Genomic DNA, 17701 nt, shown 5'->3' with positions numbered 1-17701 from the left:
GTCGGTAACCTTTTCAGTGAGTCTTGAGACTCAGCTAGTAACATGCCCTTTTAGGGCTTAATCAAGCCACCCGTTTTACGGGTGGTTAGTGACTTGGTGTAAGAATCCAATCAGCTAAAAAGAGATTCCTTTTTCAAAATACGAAGAATGTATCTAATATAGATTTTATTTATACAATAAATGGATTGTGAGACAGGAATAATGTTAATTTGGAAGATACAGAATTTTACCAAAAATAGCAAGAATTTAACAGAAGATACTAGTGCTTACTTTTATTAACAGGTATAAAAAATATTCTTTGTTCTATAGGCCAAGACTAATTGACTATAGTTATTTTTTATGGTATTTTTATGATGCATTTCTTAAATTATAGGAGGTAAATGAGTGAGCAACAACAATGATCAAAAAGTACAAATTGTGGTGGCCGATCCGTCTGCACTAGGGCTCTTTGGTTTGGCAATGGTATGTTTCGTTGCAGCATCGCAAAAATTAGCTTGGACAACCGGTATGTCATTTGTTATTCCCTGGGCTATTTTTCTTGGATCAATTGCACAAATGATGGCGTGCGTATATGATTTTAAGCACAATAATCTGTTTGGTGCAACTGTATTCGGTGCTTATGGATTATTCTGGATTTCGATGGCTGCACTTTGGCTGATTAAAATGGGTGCATTTGGTGCTGTTCTTGCTAGTGCTGTTGATGTAAAGCAATTGGGCTTTGCTTTTATCGGTTACCTGATCTTTTCACTCTTCGGTACTGTTGCTGCTATGGAAACGAATAAAGTTATTTTTTCCATTATGTGTTTAATCAACGTACTTTTTATTGGTCTCGCCATTGATTCTTTCGGAATGGGTGGACATTGGGCGCATGCAATGGCTGCCTGGACAGAATTGGCTATTTCGCTGCTTGGATTTTACGGTTCAGGAGCAACTTTCCTGAATAAATGGTTTGGAAAAGCCTTTCTCCCTGTTGGCAAGCCTTTCGGTATTTTTAAATAATCCCAGCATTAAAAACGAAAAGTTCTTCCTCAACTGCAAAGTGAGGAAGAACTTTTTTTTCACCTAGATAGAAAGTAGTAAAATATAGTAAAATAGACGTAGTGCTTTTTATTATGCATAACAAGAGCGCTATTTTATAAGATAAGTAGTAGAAATAAATAGGCAAAGGTGATATAAGATGACTAAAATCGCAATAATCGGCGGCACTGGTGTGTATGATCCACGTATCCTGGACAATGTACGGGAAGAGCAAATTGACACGCCTTACGGAACCGTAAATTTCAAGGTTGGAGAGTTTGCAGGAAAAGAGATTGCCTTTATTCCGCGACATGGAAGCAAACACTCCATTCCACCGCATTTAATTAACTACCGGGCGAATATCTGGGCTATGAAAAAGATTGGTGTACAGAATATTATTGCAACAACTGCTGTTGGTTCGCTCAATCAGGCTATGAAGCCAGGAGATTTTGTTATTATCGACCAATTCCTGGATTTTACAAAAAATCGTACCACAACGTTCTATGAAGGTGGAGAGCGAGGGGTCGCCCATTTGGACGTAACAGAACCCTATTGCGCAACTCTTAGAGGAAAATTACAGCTTGCTGCGCAGAATTTAGGGATTGCAATCCATACAAAAGGAGTGTATGTTTGTACGGAGGGGCCGCGCTTTGAAACTCCTGCGGAAATTAAGATGTTTGCTAAATTAGGCGGCGATTTGGTTGGCATGACGAATGTTCCGGAAGTAACATTGGCCAAAGAGGCTGAAATGTGCTATGCTACAGTATCGATGGTTACAAATTTTGCCGCAGGCATCTCGCCACAACCGTTAACACATAATGAAGTCGTGGAAACTATGGCAGCCAATGCTGAAAACATCAAAAATTTGATTATGGAATGTATTACTATGCTTGAGCCAAACACGGACTGCAGCTGCCAGGCGGCGCTGGCTGAGTATGGCGGTTTTAAATTATAGTAAAGCGGTGGTTCCCATGAAATCAATGAATTGGAATAATCAATGTTTAACTCTTTTAAATCAGACTTGTCTGCCACAAGCTGTCCAAATGATTGAATGCAAAGACTGGCGGGTTGTGGCCGAAGCAATACGGCGGCTGGAAGTGCGCGGGGCCCCGGCTATTGGGGCCGCAGCTGCGTTCGGTCTGGTATTAGGCGCTTATGAGATCCAAAATGATCAAGGTGATTTTGAACACAACCTGCGGCTGGTAGCTGAGGAACTTAAAGAGACGCGGCCGACAGCAGTTAACTTGTCCTGGGCAATTGACCGTATGCTGGCAGTAGTGAGTCGTTTGGATTCTGCCGTCAGTACCGGTGCTATCATTCAGGCATTAGAAGAAGAAGCACTTGCTATTGCGGCCGAAGACAGGCAAGTAAATAAAAGAATAGCAGAATTTGGCGCAGCCCTTTTTGAACAGACTGGTATGTCCGTGTTGACTCATTGCAATGCTGGTGCATTGGCTACCGTTGACTTTGGAACAGCGCTTGGGGTTATCCGTCAGGCCTGGAGCGAAAAACGGATTAGCAGGGTTTATGCCGATGAGACTCGTCCGCTGTTACAAGGTGCGCGTTTAACGGCATGGGAACTCAAAGAGGATAATATTCCGGTTACGGTGATTACCGATAATATGGCAGGCTGGGTTATGAAAAAGGGGATGGTTCAGGCTGTTATTGTCGGAGCTGACCGAATTGCCTTAAATGGTGATGTTGCTAATAAAATTGGTACATATAGCGTTGCCGTACTGGCAAAACAGCATCATATTCCTTTTTATGTTGCGGCACCGCTATCTACTTTTGACTTTTCTATGGAAACCGGGGAAGACATTCCCATTGAGGAGCGCAACCCTGAGGAGGTTACCACATTTTGTGGAATAGCTTGTACACCGGCAGGCGTAGATGTATTTAATCCTGCTTTTGATGTTACCCCGCATCATTTGATTACAGCTATTATTACGGAATATGGTGTTCTAAGGCCCTCTTATCGTAATGCAATTGATCAGCTAAAACAACAGAGAGGTGGAATATAAATGATGAAATCAATCGTTCGGGATATAGCTCTGGCAGCCCAAGGTCATGATAAAATTAATTGGGTTAAGGAGTTTATGCCTGTTCTCAATATATTAAATGAGGACTTGTCCAAAACCAAGCCCCTAGCTGGTAAGAATGTGGTTATCACGATGCACTTGGAAGCAAAAACTGCCTATTTAGCGCTTGTTTTAAAAAATGCCGGTGCCAATGTTTGTATTACCGGCAGTAATCCCTTATCTACACAGGATGATGTGGCAGCCGCTTTGGCTGAGCAGGGAGTCACTGTTTATGCCTGGTACAATACTACAGAAGAAGAATATGAGCAGTTCTTGCATCATGCTTTGGATACTAAGCCCGATATTATCATTGATGACGGTGGAGATTTAGTTGCGCTGCTGCATGGAAAACGCTCGGAATTGGCGGCAGGAATTCTCGGCGGTTCAGAAGAAACTACAACAGGTGTCCTGCGTCTGCACAGTCTGGCTGATGCTGGAAAACTGAAGTTTCCAATGATAGCCGTTAATGATGCTAACTGTAAATATCTTTTTGATAATCGCTATGGAACAGGCCAGTCTACGTGGGATGGAATTATGCGGACTACCAATCTTACCATAACTGGTAAGACAGTGGTTGTTGCGGGGTATGGCTGGTGCGGCAAAGGGGTTGCCATGCGAGCCAAAGGACTTGGGGCAAACGTTATTATAACTGAAATTGATCCTGTTAAAGCTATTGAAGCTGTTTTTGATGGGTTTCAAGTTATGCCTATGAAGCAGGCAGCAGCTTTGGGAGATATTTTTGTTACGTTAACAGGCTGCAAGGACGTTATCATCGGCGAACATTTTGCGAACATGAAATCAGGTGCATTATTGGCTAATGCAGGTCATTTTGATGTTGAAATCAATAAAGAGGATCTTGCCCGGCATGCTGTTTCTATTAGAAAAGTTCGGAAAAATATTGAAGAATTTACCATGCAGGATGGCAGAAAAATTTATCTGCTTGCCGAGGGACGCTTAGTCAATCTGGCTGCAGGTGATGGTCATCCGACAGAGATCATGGATTTGTCTTTTGCCATGCAGGCTTTATCCGTATTATATATTTTAGAAAACCATGCGAAGATGGAGAACACGGTACACAAATTACCGCATGAATTAGATTTAAAAGTAGCCGCGTTAAAACTGCAGGCTATGAATATTGCCATTGATCAACTCACTGCGGAACAGTATAACTATTTGCACCAGGCTTAACGCAGGCGGAGGCATGTTTTGAAAACGATAGGGCAGCTAAAAAAAGAAATATTAGTAACAGGTCAGAACTTACTGGAAAAGAATTTGGTTGCAGGAACGTGGGGGAACGTTAGTTCCCGCACGCCCTGCGGGCAGATGATTGCAATAACGCCTTCAGGACGCAATTATCGGGATATGCAGACAGATGATATTATGGTTGTTGACTACCAGGAGCGAGTGGTTGAGGGGATCCTTAAGCCTTCTTCCGAACTCCCATTACATACTGCCATTTATCAGGCTCGTTCGGATGTGCAAGCGATTGTCCACACACACAGTATTTTTGCCAGTTCCTGTGCAGTTGCCCGGAGAGCTATTCCTCCCATTATTGAGGATTTAGTTCAGCTTGCCGGCGGTGAAATTGAAGTAGCTCGCTATGCTTTGCCAGGCACGAAAGAGCTCGCTGCTAACGCTGTTTTAGCATTAGGCAATAAAAATGCGGTTCTTTTGGCTAACCATGGTGTAATCGGCTGCGGAAAATCGTTACATGAGGCGCTTACTGCTTGTGAACTTGTCGAAAAAGCGGCACAAATCTTTATCTATGCGAATCAGCTGGGGGGCGCTGTCGTATTAAGTCAAGCAGACGTAGACAGCATGCATGCCTTTTATCTTGAGCAGTATCGCAAACGACAGGAGGTTGTAGCAAATGAGTAAAATACTCTTGAAAAATACTGAGTTTTTAGCAGCGAATGGAAAGATGCAAAAAGGTGATATCGCGATTGAAGGTTCTGTCATCAAGGAGATCGGCGGGATAACAGCAAGCTGGCAGGCGGATAGAGTCATTGACTGCACGGATAAGCTGGCTGTTCCCGGCTTTATTAATACGCATACCCACGCAGCGATGACACTGTTTAGGAGCTATGCAGATGACATGGCCCTGATGGACTGGCTGGAGAACAAAATTTGGCCGGCAGAAGCCAATTTAACTGCTGATGATGTCTATTGGGGAACTCAATTGGCAATTGCGGAAATGCTTAAATCGGGAACGACGACATTTGCCGATATGTACTTCTTTATGCCGCAAGTTGCCCAAGCAGTGGAACAAAGCGGCATTCGGGCAGTTTTAGCAAGAGGGATGGCTGGTGTAGCTCCCACCGCTGAACAGGCGTTGATTGAAAGTGAAACTTTTTACCGGGAATGGCATAATGCGGCTGAAGGGCGAATAACGGTGATGTTAGGGCCTCATGCGCCTTATACTTGTCCGCCTGCATATTTAAAAAAAGTAGTTGCGTTGTCGGAAAAGCTGGGCGCAGAGATTCATATTCATCTTGCAGAAACAGCCGGGGAAGTAAAAACTTGTATTGAAAAGCATGGAAAAACGCCAATCGCCTTAATGAATGATTTAGGTGTATTAGACCGTGGAGTACTGGCAGCTCACTGTGTTCATGTTTCTGCGGAAGATATTCAAATTATGAAACAAAAGAATGTTCGTGTTGCTCATAACCCTGGCAGCAATATGAAGTTAGCCAGCGGTATTGGACCAGTTCCTGAAATGCTGGCAGCCGGTCTTAATGTAGGCCTGGGAACTGATGGTGCGGCCAGCAATAATAATCTTGATATGCTGGAAGAAATGCGGCTGGCTGCGATGCTGCATAAAGTGCATCGCGGCGATCCCCTGCTTATTCCGGCGTCAACGGCCGTCAGCATGGCTACAACCTTTGGTGCGAATGCACTTGGACTTGGTCAGGTCACAGGTAGCTTACTTCCTGGCTTTAAAGCCGACATAACCTTATTTGACATGCGTGCTCCCCATTGGTACCCACGCCATGACAGGGCATCGCTGTTAATATATTCTGCAGCCGCTGCTGATGTGCACACCGTTATCGTAGACGGTAAAATTTTGCTGGATAACCGTACGCTTACAACAATTGATGAAGAACAGATGCTGAAGGAAGTACAACAGCGTGGCATGAGACTTATACAATAGATGAATTGGCAGGAGGAGAGAATTAGTGTATACCATTGTTTACTCAGAAGAACTGGCACCTAGTGTAAAGCTTTTTCATGTACAAGCGCCTCTGATCGCAAAAAAGTGCCAGCCAGGGCAGTTTGTCATTGTCCGGATGGATGATGAGGGTGAACGAATTCCGTTAACTATTGCTGATTTTGATCGCGAGAAGGGTACGATTACGCTTATTTTTCAAGAAGTTGGTCACAGTACGCGGCAGATGGGCAGCTTAAAGCAAGGGGATCAATTCCTGGATGTGGCAGGACCGCTGGGGAAAGCCACGCATATTGAAAAGTTCGGCACTGTCGTATGTATTGGCGGAGGCATTGGTGTAGCGCCTGTGTATCCGATTGCCAGAGCGTACAAAGAGGCGGGCAACAAAGTTATTTCGATTATTGGCGCCCGTAATAAAGACTTATTGATTCTCGAAAAAGAAATGGCAGCAGTCAGCGACGTTTTCCATATAACGACTGATGACGGTTCTAAGGGTCGTAAAGGTCTTGTCATCGATCCGCTTAAAGAGCTGATCGAAGCAGGAGAAGAAATTGCTGTCGTTATGGCAATTGGACCAGTAGTCATGATGCGCAGCGTAGCGGAAGTTACCCGTCCGTATAGTATCCATACGATTGTAAGCCTCAACCCGATAATGGTTGATGGTACGGGAATGTGTGGCGGCTGCCGGGTAAGCGTTGCCAATGAGAATAAATTTGCCTGCGTTGACGGACCGGAATTTGATGCTCACGAAGTTGATTTTGCAGGACTAATGGCCCGGCAAAGAATGTATCATCATCATGAAAAGCAAGAACGTCCTCAAGGGGGTAGCTGCAAATGTCATGGGTAAAAAATAAAATGCCGGAACAGGAACCGCAGGAAAGACGGAGAAATTTTTCGGAAGTTGCTTTGGGGTATGCACCTGATACGGCACAAAGCGAAGCGAAACGCTGTTTGCAATGCAAAACTGCCCCCTGCCGTCAAGGCTGTCCGGTAGGGATAAATATCCCGGAGTTTATCAAGCATATTAAAGATGGTGATTTTGATTCTGCAATTGCTGAGATAAAAACAAAAAATAACCTTCCTGCAGTATGCGGCCGTGTGTGTCCGCAAGAAGATCAATGCGAAAAATACTGCGTTGTCGGCAAAAGAGGCGAACCAGTAGCGATTGGCAGATTAGAGCGTTTTGCTGCTGATCAATTCCGCTTATCAGAAACTAAGCAGCCTGCCCAACCGGCTGAACTTAACCAGGGGAAGGTTGCCATTATTGGAGCTGGCCCGGCAGGACTGGCGGCAGCTGGTGATTTAGCCCGTTTAGGCTATAAAGTAACCGTAATGGAAGCCCTGCACGCTCCTGGTGGTGTCTTAATGTACGGCATCCCGGAATTTCGTTTGCCCAAAGAAATTGTTGCCAGCGAAATTAATGAATTAAAAGAGCTTGGCGTAGAAATTATGGTTAATGCTATTGTTGGAAAAACATTTACCATAGATGAGCTGTTAAACGAAGAAGGTTACGACAGTGTGTTTATTTCAACAGGTGCTGGTCTGCCTCACTTTCTGGAAATACCGGGTGAAAATCTGAATGGTGTTTACTCGGCTAATGAATTTCTGACGCGGGTTAACTTAATGAAGGCTTATAAATATCCGGCAGCAGGCACACCTGTACATGCTGGCCAAAATGTAGCGGTTGTGGGAGCTGGCAATGTTGCGATGGATGCTGCCCGTACTGCTTTGCGGCTGGGGGCCGAGAATGTTTATATTGTCTATCGCCGCTCAGAAGATGAAATGCCTGCCAGAGCAGAAGAGAAGGAGCATGCAAAAGAAGAAGGCGTTCAGTTCCGACTGCTTACAAACCCTATGGCCATAGTTGGTGACGACAAAGGCTGGGTAAAGGGCTTAGAATGCATTCGCATGGAATTAGGTGAACCGGATTCATCGGGACGCCGCAAACCGATTGCCATTCCGTCCTCTAATTTTGTTCTTGATGTTGATACTGTTATTATGGCAATCGGGCAGGGCCCCAATCCACTTGTTCAACAAACGACTCCGGGGCTGGAGGTAGATCGTCGCGGTAATATCAAGGCTGATGAAAACGGTCAAACATCTAAAGAGGGTGTTTTTGCCGGCGGTGATATTGTTACAGGAGCTGCAACCGTTATTTTAGCAATGGGAGCAGGGAAGAAAGCGGCTCTTGCTATTCATGAATATATCCAGAAAAAGAAAGGCTGCTAACAGGATTTAACGGTTTTTTTCTGGAACTAATAGAAAGAGTACGGATTCTTGAGGAAGGTGACTGGAAGTGGAGTTTCGCCAAGCACAGCGTATGCAGGGCCTGACATCGGCTATTTTTACTGAAGTAGATAATTTGCGCAAAGAGCAGGTTGCCGCAGGCAAAGATATTATTACGCTTAGTATCGGCAGTCCTGACTTAGCACCTGCGGGTCATATTATTGAGGCTCTGCAGCAAGGGGTGGGGAACCGGAATAATTATGGCTACACGTTATCCAAAGGAATACCTGCTTTTTCCAATGCAGTTTCCAACTGGTACAAGAGCCATTTTGATGTTGATCTGGATGCACAGACAGAAGTGTATTCGCTTATCGGCTCTCAGGACGGACTGGCTCATATTGCATTATGCCTTGTGAATCCTGGAGATGTGGTATTAGTTCCTGATCCCGGATATCCGATTTTCAGTGCCGGGCCGCTTATGGCCGGAGCGGAATTGTATCGGATGCCTCTAACGGCGGCGAATCATTATCTGCCGGATCTTTCTGCAATCAGTGAGGCGGTGCTGAAGCGGGCAAAAATGATGATTATTAATTATCCTAATAATCCGTTAGCTGCAACTGCACCGCGCGAATTCTTTGAGCAAGTCGTCGCATTTGCCAAACGCTATAATATATTGGTTTGCCACGATTTTGCTTATAGTGAATTGGTTTTCGATGGCTACAGACCAGATAGTTTCCTTAGTATTCCTGGCGCAAAAGAAGTCGCTATTGAATTCCATTCCTTGTCGAAAACCTATAATATGGCTGGCTGCCGTGCTGGAATGGTTGTTGGTAACAAAGAAGTTATTGCTTTACTGGGCAAAGTAAAGTCAAATTTCGATTATGGGATCTTTCAACCGATTCAACAAGCTGCTGTAGCCGCTTTAACCGGACCGCAGGATTGTGTTAGAGAGACGGCATTGACTTATCAGCGGCGTAGAGATATTATTGTTAATGGATTGAATCAAATGGGATGGCAGGTTAACCGCCCTCAAGCTTCGATGTATGTTTGGGCTCCGGTTCCGACGCAACAATCTTCTTTTGATTTTGTTGTGGATTTACTAAAACATGCAGGTGTGGCATTGATTCCGGGCAGTGGGTTTGGTCAATTTGGTGAAGGTTTTGTCCGAATTGCTCTCGTACAGCCTGAAGACAGGTTGTCGGAAGCTGTCCATCGTATTGAATCATGGCTGGGCAAATTATAATGAGGAGAGAGCTAGCATGCGAGCCTTAAATTTTTATTCTTCGAACTATCATAGTCAATTGGTTTGCCGTCGTAAAACCTGTACAATTCGTTTAGGCGATAAAACCCATAAATATACAGAAGGCGATATCGTCTGGGTTACAGTAGGGAAACGCTTTGCACAGAAAAAGAAAATATTTACGGCGATGATAGATCGTGTTCTGGTTAAACCCATTTCCCAGCTTACCTCAGATGACCTTCAAGGCGAAAACCCGGATATTGCCAGTGTGGAAGATTTCCTGGTTTTTATTCAGTCTATTTACGATAAAGTAATCACACCTGGTGACATTGTTACCGTTGTATATTTTTCCGAGATCATTGAGTAAATGATTATAGATTAGACGCAAAAGGAGTGCTGCTCAAGTGTTAGAAATTAAAGTTCCTATTGGTGTATCGGGTCGTCATGCCCACGTTTCGCGTGAACATTTGGATATTCTTTATGGAGAAGGCTATGAACTTACTTCTATTAAAGAATTGTCTCAGCCCGGGCAATTTGCTGCTCAGGAAACGATTGATTTAGTAACCGAAAAAGGATCCTTTAAAAATGTCCGCATCTTAGGACCGGTTCGCAGCAAGAGCCAAGTGGAAATTGCTCTGACTGATGCTGTCAAATTAGGTATTAAACCACCAGTTCGTGATTCTGGAGACCTTACAGGCTCTCCCGGTGTAACACTCGTTGGACCGAAAGGCTCTGTTCAATTGCAAGAAGGTGTTATTGCCGCCTGCAGACATATTCATATGACTCCAGCAGATGCAGAAAAAATGAATTTGACTGATAAAGAAATTGTTCAGGTGCGCTGTGGCGGGGATCGGGGACTTTTGTTTGATCAAGTCCTTGTCAGGGTCAGCCCATCGTATCAGCTGGAAATGCATATCGATACCGATGAAGGTAATGCAGGCATGGTAAAAACCGGCGAAATGGTAACTGTAATTAAAAAGTAAATTCTCCAATACCCCGCGCGAAAGCGCGGGGTATTTTGTATTCATTAATATATTTCTGCTAAAAAGCAGGATTTTTTAACAAATTTTAGAATATATTGATAACAAGAACAAGAACGATGTTCGGTCAGTGGAAACGGTAGGTGATAAGTTATTGGATAAACAAGTACAATATACGGTAGCTGCAGTAGACCGCGCCTTGGAAATCTTAAATTTATTAGGTAAATCTTCACGTGAACTGGGGATAACGGAACTGGCAAAGGTGTTAGGCGTGCAAAAAAGTACGGTTCACAGCTTGTTACAAACTATGCTGGCACGGGACTTTGTACAGCAGACGGAATCAGGGCGGTATGCATTGGGTGTTAAGTTATTGCAGCTTGGTGAGTTGTTTGCTCAGCGGCTTGATATTCGAACAGTAGCAAAACCGATTTTGACACAATTGGCAGATGAGACAGGAAAAGTTGCTTTACTGGCAGTGCTGTCAAAACAGGAATTAATTATTATTGACAAGGTTGAGCCTGAGCGGCCTTTTCTGATTATTCCCAAATTTGACTTCAGCCTGGCTTTTCATAGTACGGCTGTCGGCAAAGTCCTGCTGGCTTTTGCCGCCGAAGAAATTAGAGATGCCATCCTGGAGAAAGAGCTGGCTCCTTTCACTCCTTTTACAATTACTGATGTCGATGAAGTTAAAACAGAATTGAATAAAGTATATCTTGATGCCTATGCGATAGGCTGCGATGAAACAATCGAGGGCGTTACTTGTTTTGCAGTCCCTATTTACAATGCTGCCAATCAGGTTGTTGCCGCCTTGTCGGTATCAAGTGCCAGCTCTTTAGTAAACTTTAATGGTTATGACCCGATACTTGCAGTTTTAAAACAAAAGGCGGCCATTATTTCTCAGCGTCTCGGGCAACAATCATAAAAGTAAAGCCTTATATTTTATTAGTTTAAAGGAGGAGTTTCAATGCCAAGACCTGTATTTACGGAAGAACGCTGTAAAGGGTGTGCGTTATGTACAAAAGCATGCCCCAAAAAAATTATTGAAATTTCCACTCGCTTTAACAGCAAAGGATATCAGCCTGCGACCTGTACGGATGAAAGTAAGTGCATCGGCTGTTCCTTGTGCGCAAAAACATGTCCTGATATTGTAATTGAAATCCATAAATAAATTCAGAACGGGGGGATCACTGTGTCCGAAAAGGTACTAATGAAGGGGAATGAAGCCATTGGGGAAGCGGCTATTGTTGCCGGCTGCCGTCATTATTTCGGATATCCAATAACACCGCAGACCGAATTGACCGAATATATGGCCAAACGGATGCCGCAAGTCGATGGCGTATTTGTGCAGGCTGAAAGCGAAGTTGCTGCCATTAACATGGTATATGGAGCAGCGGGAGCCGGAGCCCGGACCATGACATCGTCTTCCAGTCCAGGTATTAGTCTCAAGCAAGAGGGAATTTCGTATATAGCGGGTGCGGAACTGCCTTGTGTGATTGTCAATATCATGCGCGGTGGACCCGGTCTTGGCGGTATTCAGCCTGGTCAGGGAGACTACTTTCAAGCTACTAAAGGCGGTGGACATGGCGATTACCGCAATATCGTTCTCGCGCCTAACTCCGTACAAGAATTAGTTGATATTACAATTCTATCCTTTGATTTAGCAGATAAATATCGGAACCCGGTCATGCTTTTGGGGGATGGGGCTTTAGGGCAAATGATGGAACCGGTAGCATTTACTCCCAGCTCATCTGTTCCACCGGAGAAACCTTGGGCTGCAGGAGGAATGCGGGGACGTAAAGAGCCTAATATTATTAACTCGCTTTATTTGCAGCCAGAGCAGCTGGAAAAGCACAATATACGGCTGCAAGAGAAATATGCAGTGATTGAAGAAAATGAAGTCCGTTATGAAGAATTACATACTGATGATGCAGAATTAATTATCGTCGCCTATGGAATCACATCACGAATTGCCAGATCAGCAATTGAAAAGGCACGGGCTGATGGTGTAAAAGTAGGGATGTTAAGACCGATTTCACTTTGGCCGTTCCCGTCTGCTCCCTTGGCAAGACTTGCATGTTCAGCCGAGGCCTTTCTTACTATTGAACTAAGTGCCGGCCAAATGGTGGAAGATGTCCGTTTGGCGGTTAATGGGGCCAAACCAGTATATTTTTATGGGCGTACCGGCGGCATGATGCCTAATCCCAAAGCCATCTATGAGCAAATTCTTAACGTCATGTCCGGTAAAGGAGGTAAATAGAGTGTCTGATAAAATCTTTCAAAGACCTCAAGCCTTAAAAGATGTTTCGTTTCACTACTGTCCAGGATGTCATCACGGTATTATTCATCGACTGGTAGCCGAAGTCATCGACGAATTAAACGCCAGCGATAAAACGATTGGTATTGCACCGGTAGGGTGTTCTGTTTTGGCATACGAATACTTTAACTGCGATATGTTTGAGGCTGCTCATGGCCGTGCGCCTGCTGTTGCTACAGGCGTAAAACGTGTTCATCCAGATGCATTGGTCTTTACCTATCAAGGCGATGGAGATTTAGCTGCTATTGGCTGTGCCGAAATTGTTCATGCAGCGGCACGAGGCGAGAAAATCACTACTATTTTTGTTAATAACGCGATTTATGGAATGACGGGAGGCCAGATGGCGCCTACCAGTTTGCTGGGGCAAGTTACCAATACTTCTCCCTATGGCAGAAGCGAAACCAGTGCGGGATTGCCAATTCGCGTATCAGAAATGCTGGCTACATTAGATGGGGCAAAATTTATTGCCCGTGTTGCCGTTAACAATCCGGCGAATATGGCTAAAGCAAAAGCTGCTATTAAAAAAGCTTTTGAACTCCAGCAAAAAGGAGAGGGTTTTTCTTTAGTTGAAGTGCTGTCAACCTGTCCAACCAATTGGGGAATGACTCCATTGGATTCGTCCGAGTGGCTGGAGAAACATATGATTCCTTATTATCCGCTGGCAACTTTTAAGACTCCTGAGGGGGTATCGAAATGATTCATGAAATCGTTATGGCAGGTTTTGGCGGGCAGGGGGTTATGCTCATCGGTCAGTTGATGACTTACGGAGGGATGCTGGCCAATAAACAAGTATCCTGGATTCCTTCGTATGGACCAGAGATGAGGGGCGGAACGGCCAATTGCTCTGTAATTGTTTCTGATGAGCCTATTGGTGCGCCGATCGTATCAGAGCCTACAGCTGTAATTGCGATGAATTTACCTTCTCTTGACAAATTTGAACCCTTACTTGTGCCAGGTGGAGTTTTAATTATAAATAGTTCCCTTATTGAGCGGAAGGCCAAACGTGATGATATTCACGTTTATTACGTTGCCGCAAATGACATTGCAGCTGAACTGGGGAATGCAAAAGTGGCCAATATGGTCGTTTTAGGGGCTTTACTTGAGGCCACGGCTGCAGTGGACAGCGATTCGGTGCTGCAGGCATTTGCCAAAATGTTTGCCAAAAAGCCGGAATTGCTGAGCATTAATCAACAGGCACTCAGTCAAGGTGCGAAGAATATAAAGAAATAGCTCTCTTTAATGAAAAAATCCCGGCCTAATCAGCCGGGATTTTTTCATTAAAGGGCTTATTTTTCCCCTATGAAGGATTTCTTTACCACATAGCGAATCCATTATAGATAATGAAGCTTTAGGTGGTCGATTCAGGTGAGTCAAATATCTCTCTATACAGCGATGCTGAATATGGCTATTGATACAACGCCCTCTGCTTTTATCGCTACTGATATGCTTGGAAATATTACGCATGTGTATATTTCGAAACAATCACAGCATAAACTACAATATCTGCTTGGTCAAAATGTCTTTCGAGTCAGCCGCTTGCTTTTTGGCGGCGATCGAGCTGATCAAATCATTGAAAACTGGCAGAAATGCGTTACTGAGCGGAACTCTGCAGAGATTAACCGCTTTGAGCATATAACATCTCACGGCCTTCCTGAGTACCTGGAATGGCGTTTTACGGCACAACCAAACATAGATAAAGTTATTATCTATATCCGCAGTACGACTGAAAGTGTTTTGATCGATGAAGAATTTGTCTGTTTTACGGAGCAGCATGAATCGGTTAATCGAGAGCTTTGCATTGCCATATCCAATCTCGATTTTCACTTAATGGATTTGGAGCAGGCGCGGAAGAAGCTTGCTGCTCTTTACCGGATAACGGCAATTGCCCAAAAAACGGTGAATGAGCACGAAGTGCTGGAAGAGATTCTCGATGGTATTACCCGGGAGCTTGGCTTTACCAATGCGGCAATCCTGTTGCTTGATGAGAATACGCAAGAATTAAAGGCACGTGCGCATCGTGGTTATCCGGAAGGAATTTGTGTACCCATAGGGAAAGGGATTACTGGCTATGCTGCACTTCATCGTGAATTAGTTTATGTGCCTGATGTCACAAAGGATGAGCGTTATATATCAGGGGCAGCTTCAGGCGTCAGTGAAGTCGCGGTTCCTTTAATTGTGGATGACCGGGTAATTGGTATTCTGGACGTAGAGTCATCGCAGGAAAAAATACTGCAGGACTATGATTTGGACATGCTGCGTTCCTTAGCCAGCCAAATCGCCATGACGATCGATCATGCCACACACGTTAGTAAAGTGGAAGTGCAGGCTATAACGGATGGAATGACAGGATTGTTTAACTACCGGCACTTTCAAACAATCCTGGAACGGGAATATAACCGGGCTACCCGTTATAATCGCATGATGTCACTTATTATGATTGATATTGATCATTTTAAAATATACAATGATACTAATGGTCATTTGCAAGGTGATGAAACATTACGCAAAGTAGCAGCATTGATTAAAAGCTCCTGCCGGGATGTTGACTTCGCTGTGCGCTATGGTGGTGAGGAGTTTGCTCTGCTGTTACCGGAAACTTCGGTTGAAGAAGCACAGTCGATTGCTGAGCGTATTCGTCAATCCATTGCTCAATATCCGTTCGCTAACCGCGAAAAGCAGCCGAATCACTGTCTTACGATAAGTCTGGGGATTGCTAATTATCCTACCGATGCTACTACGGTACTCGAACTGGTTGATCATGCTGATGCTGCGCTGTATCAAGCTAAGCATTCGACCCGTAATTGTGTATGCTTGTACCGCAGATATACTAATCCGCTATAATTTTTAACAAATTTCTTCTGCAATGCCAATTGCTTAAATGGTGGTGTCTATTCCAATATGCATGAAACTTTTGATGATTGGAAAACTTATTCACTGGCTGGAACCGAACAGGAAGTTCGGTTTATTGCTGATGTACTAAATCTTCCGTCACACTCTTTAATCCTTGATCTATATTGTGGTTATGGCCGTCATGCAATAGCCTTGGCGAAACGCAACTATATGTTAACCGGTGTTGATGCCACACAGGATTTTCTCGATATAGCCAGCCAAAAGGCGCAAGAGGAGGGTGTTGAAGTCACTTTTCGCCAGCGGGATATGCGGGAACTGGATTATTGCAATCAATTCGATGCCGTAATTAATATGTTTGCTGCATTTGGCTATTTTACTGATGAGGAGAACTCACGGGTATTGCAGCTGGTTGCTCAGTCGCTAAAACCAAATGGTGTTTTTTTAATTGACTTATTGAATCGGGAATGGATGGTACATAATAACCTGAATCGTTACTGGCGGCATCCAAGTGGTGAATATGTACTTTCTTATAAAGTGGAACTAAACCAGGGCATCGTTACGATGAAACGTCAGCTGATTAATCAAGTTACTGGTAAAAAAATGCAATATGAATTTGTTTTGCGGGCCTATTCCTTAACAGAGATGACGGATATTTTGACGCAAGCCGGGTTGTCAATCGAAACTACCTACGGTGGCTTTGATTACCGGCCGTATGATGCAGAAGCTCCCCGGATGATTATCCTGGCCAAGAAAACATAGAAAAGTAACTGCATACGTGATCAGTGAAAAAGACCATCCATGTTTATTACATGGATGGTCTTTTTCACCCTTCGCACTGATCTTCATAAGATAATATAGGAGGTCAGTGAGAGGTGATTGCATGATTGTACGTGTCAATGGAACAAATCACGAAAAAGGACGCCCGGTAAAAGTAGGCCTTGCTTTAAGTGGCGGGGGATTGCGAGGCGCCTCTCATATAGGTGTATTAGCGGCCCTAGCGCGTGAACGTATTCCGATTGATATGATATCCGGCACAAGTGCCGGGGCTATTATAGCGGGAATGTACGCTTGTGGTTATACGCCAAAACAAATGGTGAATTATGCACAGGCCTTAAAGACAAATGAATTAATTGATCTTAAGGTTACCGTAGGAGATCTGATCAAACATGGGGCAAAGTGGCTTTTTAGCGGAAAATTCCGCTTTTGGTCTGTTTTACCGACAGGCTTAATTAAAGGGGATCGTATCGAAAAATATTTATATAATTTTTGGCAAGAACGCACTGTACGGGATACGAAAATTCCTCTTGCCATTACAGCAGTGGATATTAATTCGGCAGATACGGTATTTTTTACTACGCCTATACCAGGCAGGCGGGATATACTAAACGCCCGGTATTATCACAATACATCACTTGTTGAAGCCGTACGGGCAAGCATATCTATTCCTGGGGTTTTTTTTCCTAAGAAATACCGGGGAATGACATTGGTAGACGGTGCAGTGAAGAATAACCTGCCTACTGATATTTTGCGTCATATGGGAGCAGATATTGTGATTGCTGTTGATTTAGGCTATGACGGTCAGCCAAATAATGAGATTAAAACTGTTGGTGAAATACTCATGCAGTGTATCGAGATAATGGGGCGTGAAGTTACGCTTTTAAAAGGAAGCCAATATGCAGATGTTGTAATTCGCCCTGGAGTTTATGATTTGGATATGAAAGATTCCAATTATATGCTAACGGCAATTGAGCGTGGTGAAAAAGCAACAAAAGAAAAAATCAATGAAATTAAAAAATTGCTTCCTTAGTCATCTGCAACAGGCAAGCCAGG

Annotated in this window: 19 protein-coding genes; all 19 read left to right on the top strand. The window is 44.0% G+C overall.

Going from position 1 to position 17701, the window contains the following annotated elements:
* The first annotated feature begins 384 nt into the window (after positions 1-384).
* The 19 genes from EV210_RS15650 to EV210_RS15560 all read left to right on the top strand — a co-directional run bounded on the left by EV210_RS15650 (position 385) and on the right by EV210_RS15560 (position 17678).
* Positions 385-999: an acetate uptake transporter gene (locus EV210_RS15650; RefSeq protein WP_243650582.1), complete on the top strand. Its 615-nt coding sequence runs from the start codon at positions 385-387 to the stop codon at positions 997-999.
* Positions 1000-1177: 178 nt separating this feature from the next.
* Entirely contained in the window at positions 1178-1972 is a 795-nt protein-coding gene (gene mtnP / locus EV210_RS15645) for an S-methyl-5'-thioadenosine phosphorylase (protein WP_132082284.1), read from the top strand.
* Positions 1953-3038 carry an S-methyl-5-thioribose-1-phosphate isomerase gene (mtnA, locus tag EV210_RS15640; protein WP_424218047.1) on the top strand — a complete coding sequence of 362 codons (1086 nt, stop codon included), beginning with the start codon at positions 1953-1955 and terminating at the stop codon, positions 3036-3038. Before mtnP ends, mtnA begins: the two co-directional genes overlap by 20 nt.
* 3 nt (positions 3039-3041) lie before the next feature.
* Positions 3042-4283, top strand: coding sequence for an adenosylhomocysteinase (locus EV210_RS15635; RefSeq protein ID WP_132082296.1), 1242 nt, complete (start codon positions 3042-3044; stop codon positions 4281-4283).
* 18 nt (positions 4284-4301) lie between these two features.
* The gene (locus EV210_RS15630) at positions 4302-4973 is read left to right on the top strand and encodes a class II aldolase/adducin family protein (protein ID WP_132082282.1); all 672 of its coding nucleotides are present in this window, start codon (positions 4302-4304) and stop codon (positions 4971-4973) included.
* Positions 4966-6246, top strand: a complete 1281-nt coding sequence (locus tag EV210_RS15625) for an amidohydrolase (RefSeq protein WP_132082281.1) — start codon at positions 4966-4968, stop codon at positions 6244-6246. Before EV210_RS15630 ends, EV210_RS15625 begins: the two co-directional genes overlap by 8 nt.
* A gap of 25 nt (positions 6247-6271) precedes the next feature.
* Entirely contained in the window at positions 6272-7108 is an 837-nt protein-coding gene (locus EV210_RS15620) for a sulfide/dihydroorotate dehydrogenase-like FAD/NAD-binding protein (protein ID WP_132082280.1), read from the top strand.
* Positions 7096-8490 carry an NADPH-dependent glutamate synthase gene (gltA, locus tag EV210_RS15615; protein ID WP_132082279.1) on the top strand — a complete coding sequence of 465 codons (1395 nt, stop codon included), beginning with the start codon at positions 7096-7098 and terminating at the stop codon, positions 8488-8490. Before EV210_RS15620 ends, gltA begins: the two co-directional genes overlap by 13 nt.
* A gap of 67 nt (positions 8491-8557) precedes the next feature.
* Positions 8558-9730, top strand: coding sequence for an LL-diaminopimelate aminotransferase (locus EV210_RS15610; protein ID WP_243650581.1), 1173 nt, complete (start codon positions 8558-8560; stop codon positions 9728-9730).
* 16 nt (positions 9731-9746) lie between these two features.
* Positions 9747-10094: an ASCH domain-containing protein gene (locus EV210_RS15605; RefSeq protein WP_132082278.1), complete on the top strand. Its 348-nt coding sequence runs from the start codon at positions 9747-9749 to the stop codon at positions 10092-10094.
* A 37-nt stretch (positions 10095-10131) separates the two neighbouring features.
* Positions 10132-10710 (top strand): phosphate propanoyltransferase, encoded by a 579-nt coding sequence (gene pduL / locus EV210_RS15600; RefSeq protein WP_132082277.1) that lies wholly within the window; start codon positions 10132-10134, stop codon positions 10708-10710.
* Between the two features lie 151 nt (positions 10711-10861).
* On the top strand, positions 10862-11629 hold the full coding sequence (locus EV210_RS15595; RefSeq protein ID WP_132082276.1) for an IclR family transcriptional regulator: 768 nt from the start codon (positions 10862-10864) through the stop codon (positions 11627-11629).
* Between the two features lie 42 nt (positions 11630-11671).
* Complete coding sequence (locus EV210_RS15590; protein ID WP_132082275.1) at positions 11672-11875, top strand: 4Fe-4S dicluster domain-containing protein; 204 nt, start codon at positions 11672-11674, stop codon at positions 11873-11875.
* A gap of 21 nt (positions 11876-11896) precedes the next feature.
* The gene (locus EV210_RS15585; protein ID WP_132082274.1) at positions 11897-12964 is read left to right on the top strand and encodes a 3-methyl-2-oxobutanoate dehydrogenase subunit VorB; all 1068 of its coding nucleotides are present in this window, start codon (positions 11897-11899) and stop codon (positions 12962-12964) included.
* A 1-nt stretch (position 12965) separates the two neighbouring features.
* Positions 12966-13718, top strand: a complete 753-nt coding sequence (locus EV210_RS15580; RefSeq protein WP_132082273.1) for a thiamine pyrophosphate-dependent enzyme — start codon at positions 12966-12968, stop codon at positions 13716-13718.
* Positions 13715-14251 (top strand): 2-oxoacid:acceptor oxidoreductase family protein, encoded by a 537-nt coding sequence (locus tag EV210_RS15575; RefSeq protein WP_132082272.1) that lies wholly within the window; start codon positions 13715-13717, stop codon positions 14249-14251. Before EV210_RS15580 ends, EV210_RS15575 begins: the two co-directional genes overlap by 4 nt.
* Before the next feature lie 135 nt (positions 14252-14386).
* Positions 14387-15862 carry a GGDEF domain-containing protein gene (locus tag EV210_RS15570; RefSeq protein WP_132082271.1) on the top strand — a complete coding sequence of 492 codons (1476 nt, stop codon included), beginning with the start codon at positions 14387-14389 and terminating at the stop codon, positions 15860-15862.
* 57 nt (positions 15863-15919) lie between these two features.
* Entirely contained in the window at positions 15920-16630 is a 711-nt protein-coding gene (locus EV210_RS15565; protein ID WP_132082270.1) for a class I SAM-dependent methyltransferase, read from the top strand.
* Positions 16631-16751: 121 nt separating this feature from the next.
* Complete coding sequence (locus EV210_RS15560; protein WP_132082269.1) at positions 16752-17678, top strand: patatin-like phospholipase family protein; 927 nt, start codon at positions 16752-16754, stop codon at positions 17676-17678.
* The last annotated feature ends 23 nt before the right edge of the window (positions 17679-17701 follow it).

The sequence above is a fragment of the Anaerospora hongkongensis genome (genome assembly GCF_004339805.1).
Lineage (GTDB): Bacteria > Bacillota > Negativicutes > Sporomusales > DSM-15969 > Anaerospora > Anaerospora hongkongensis.
Note: the sequence above shows the minus strand (reverse complement) of the source record. Positions and strands in the feature narration are given on the sequence as shown.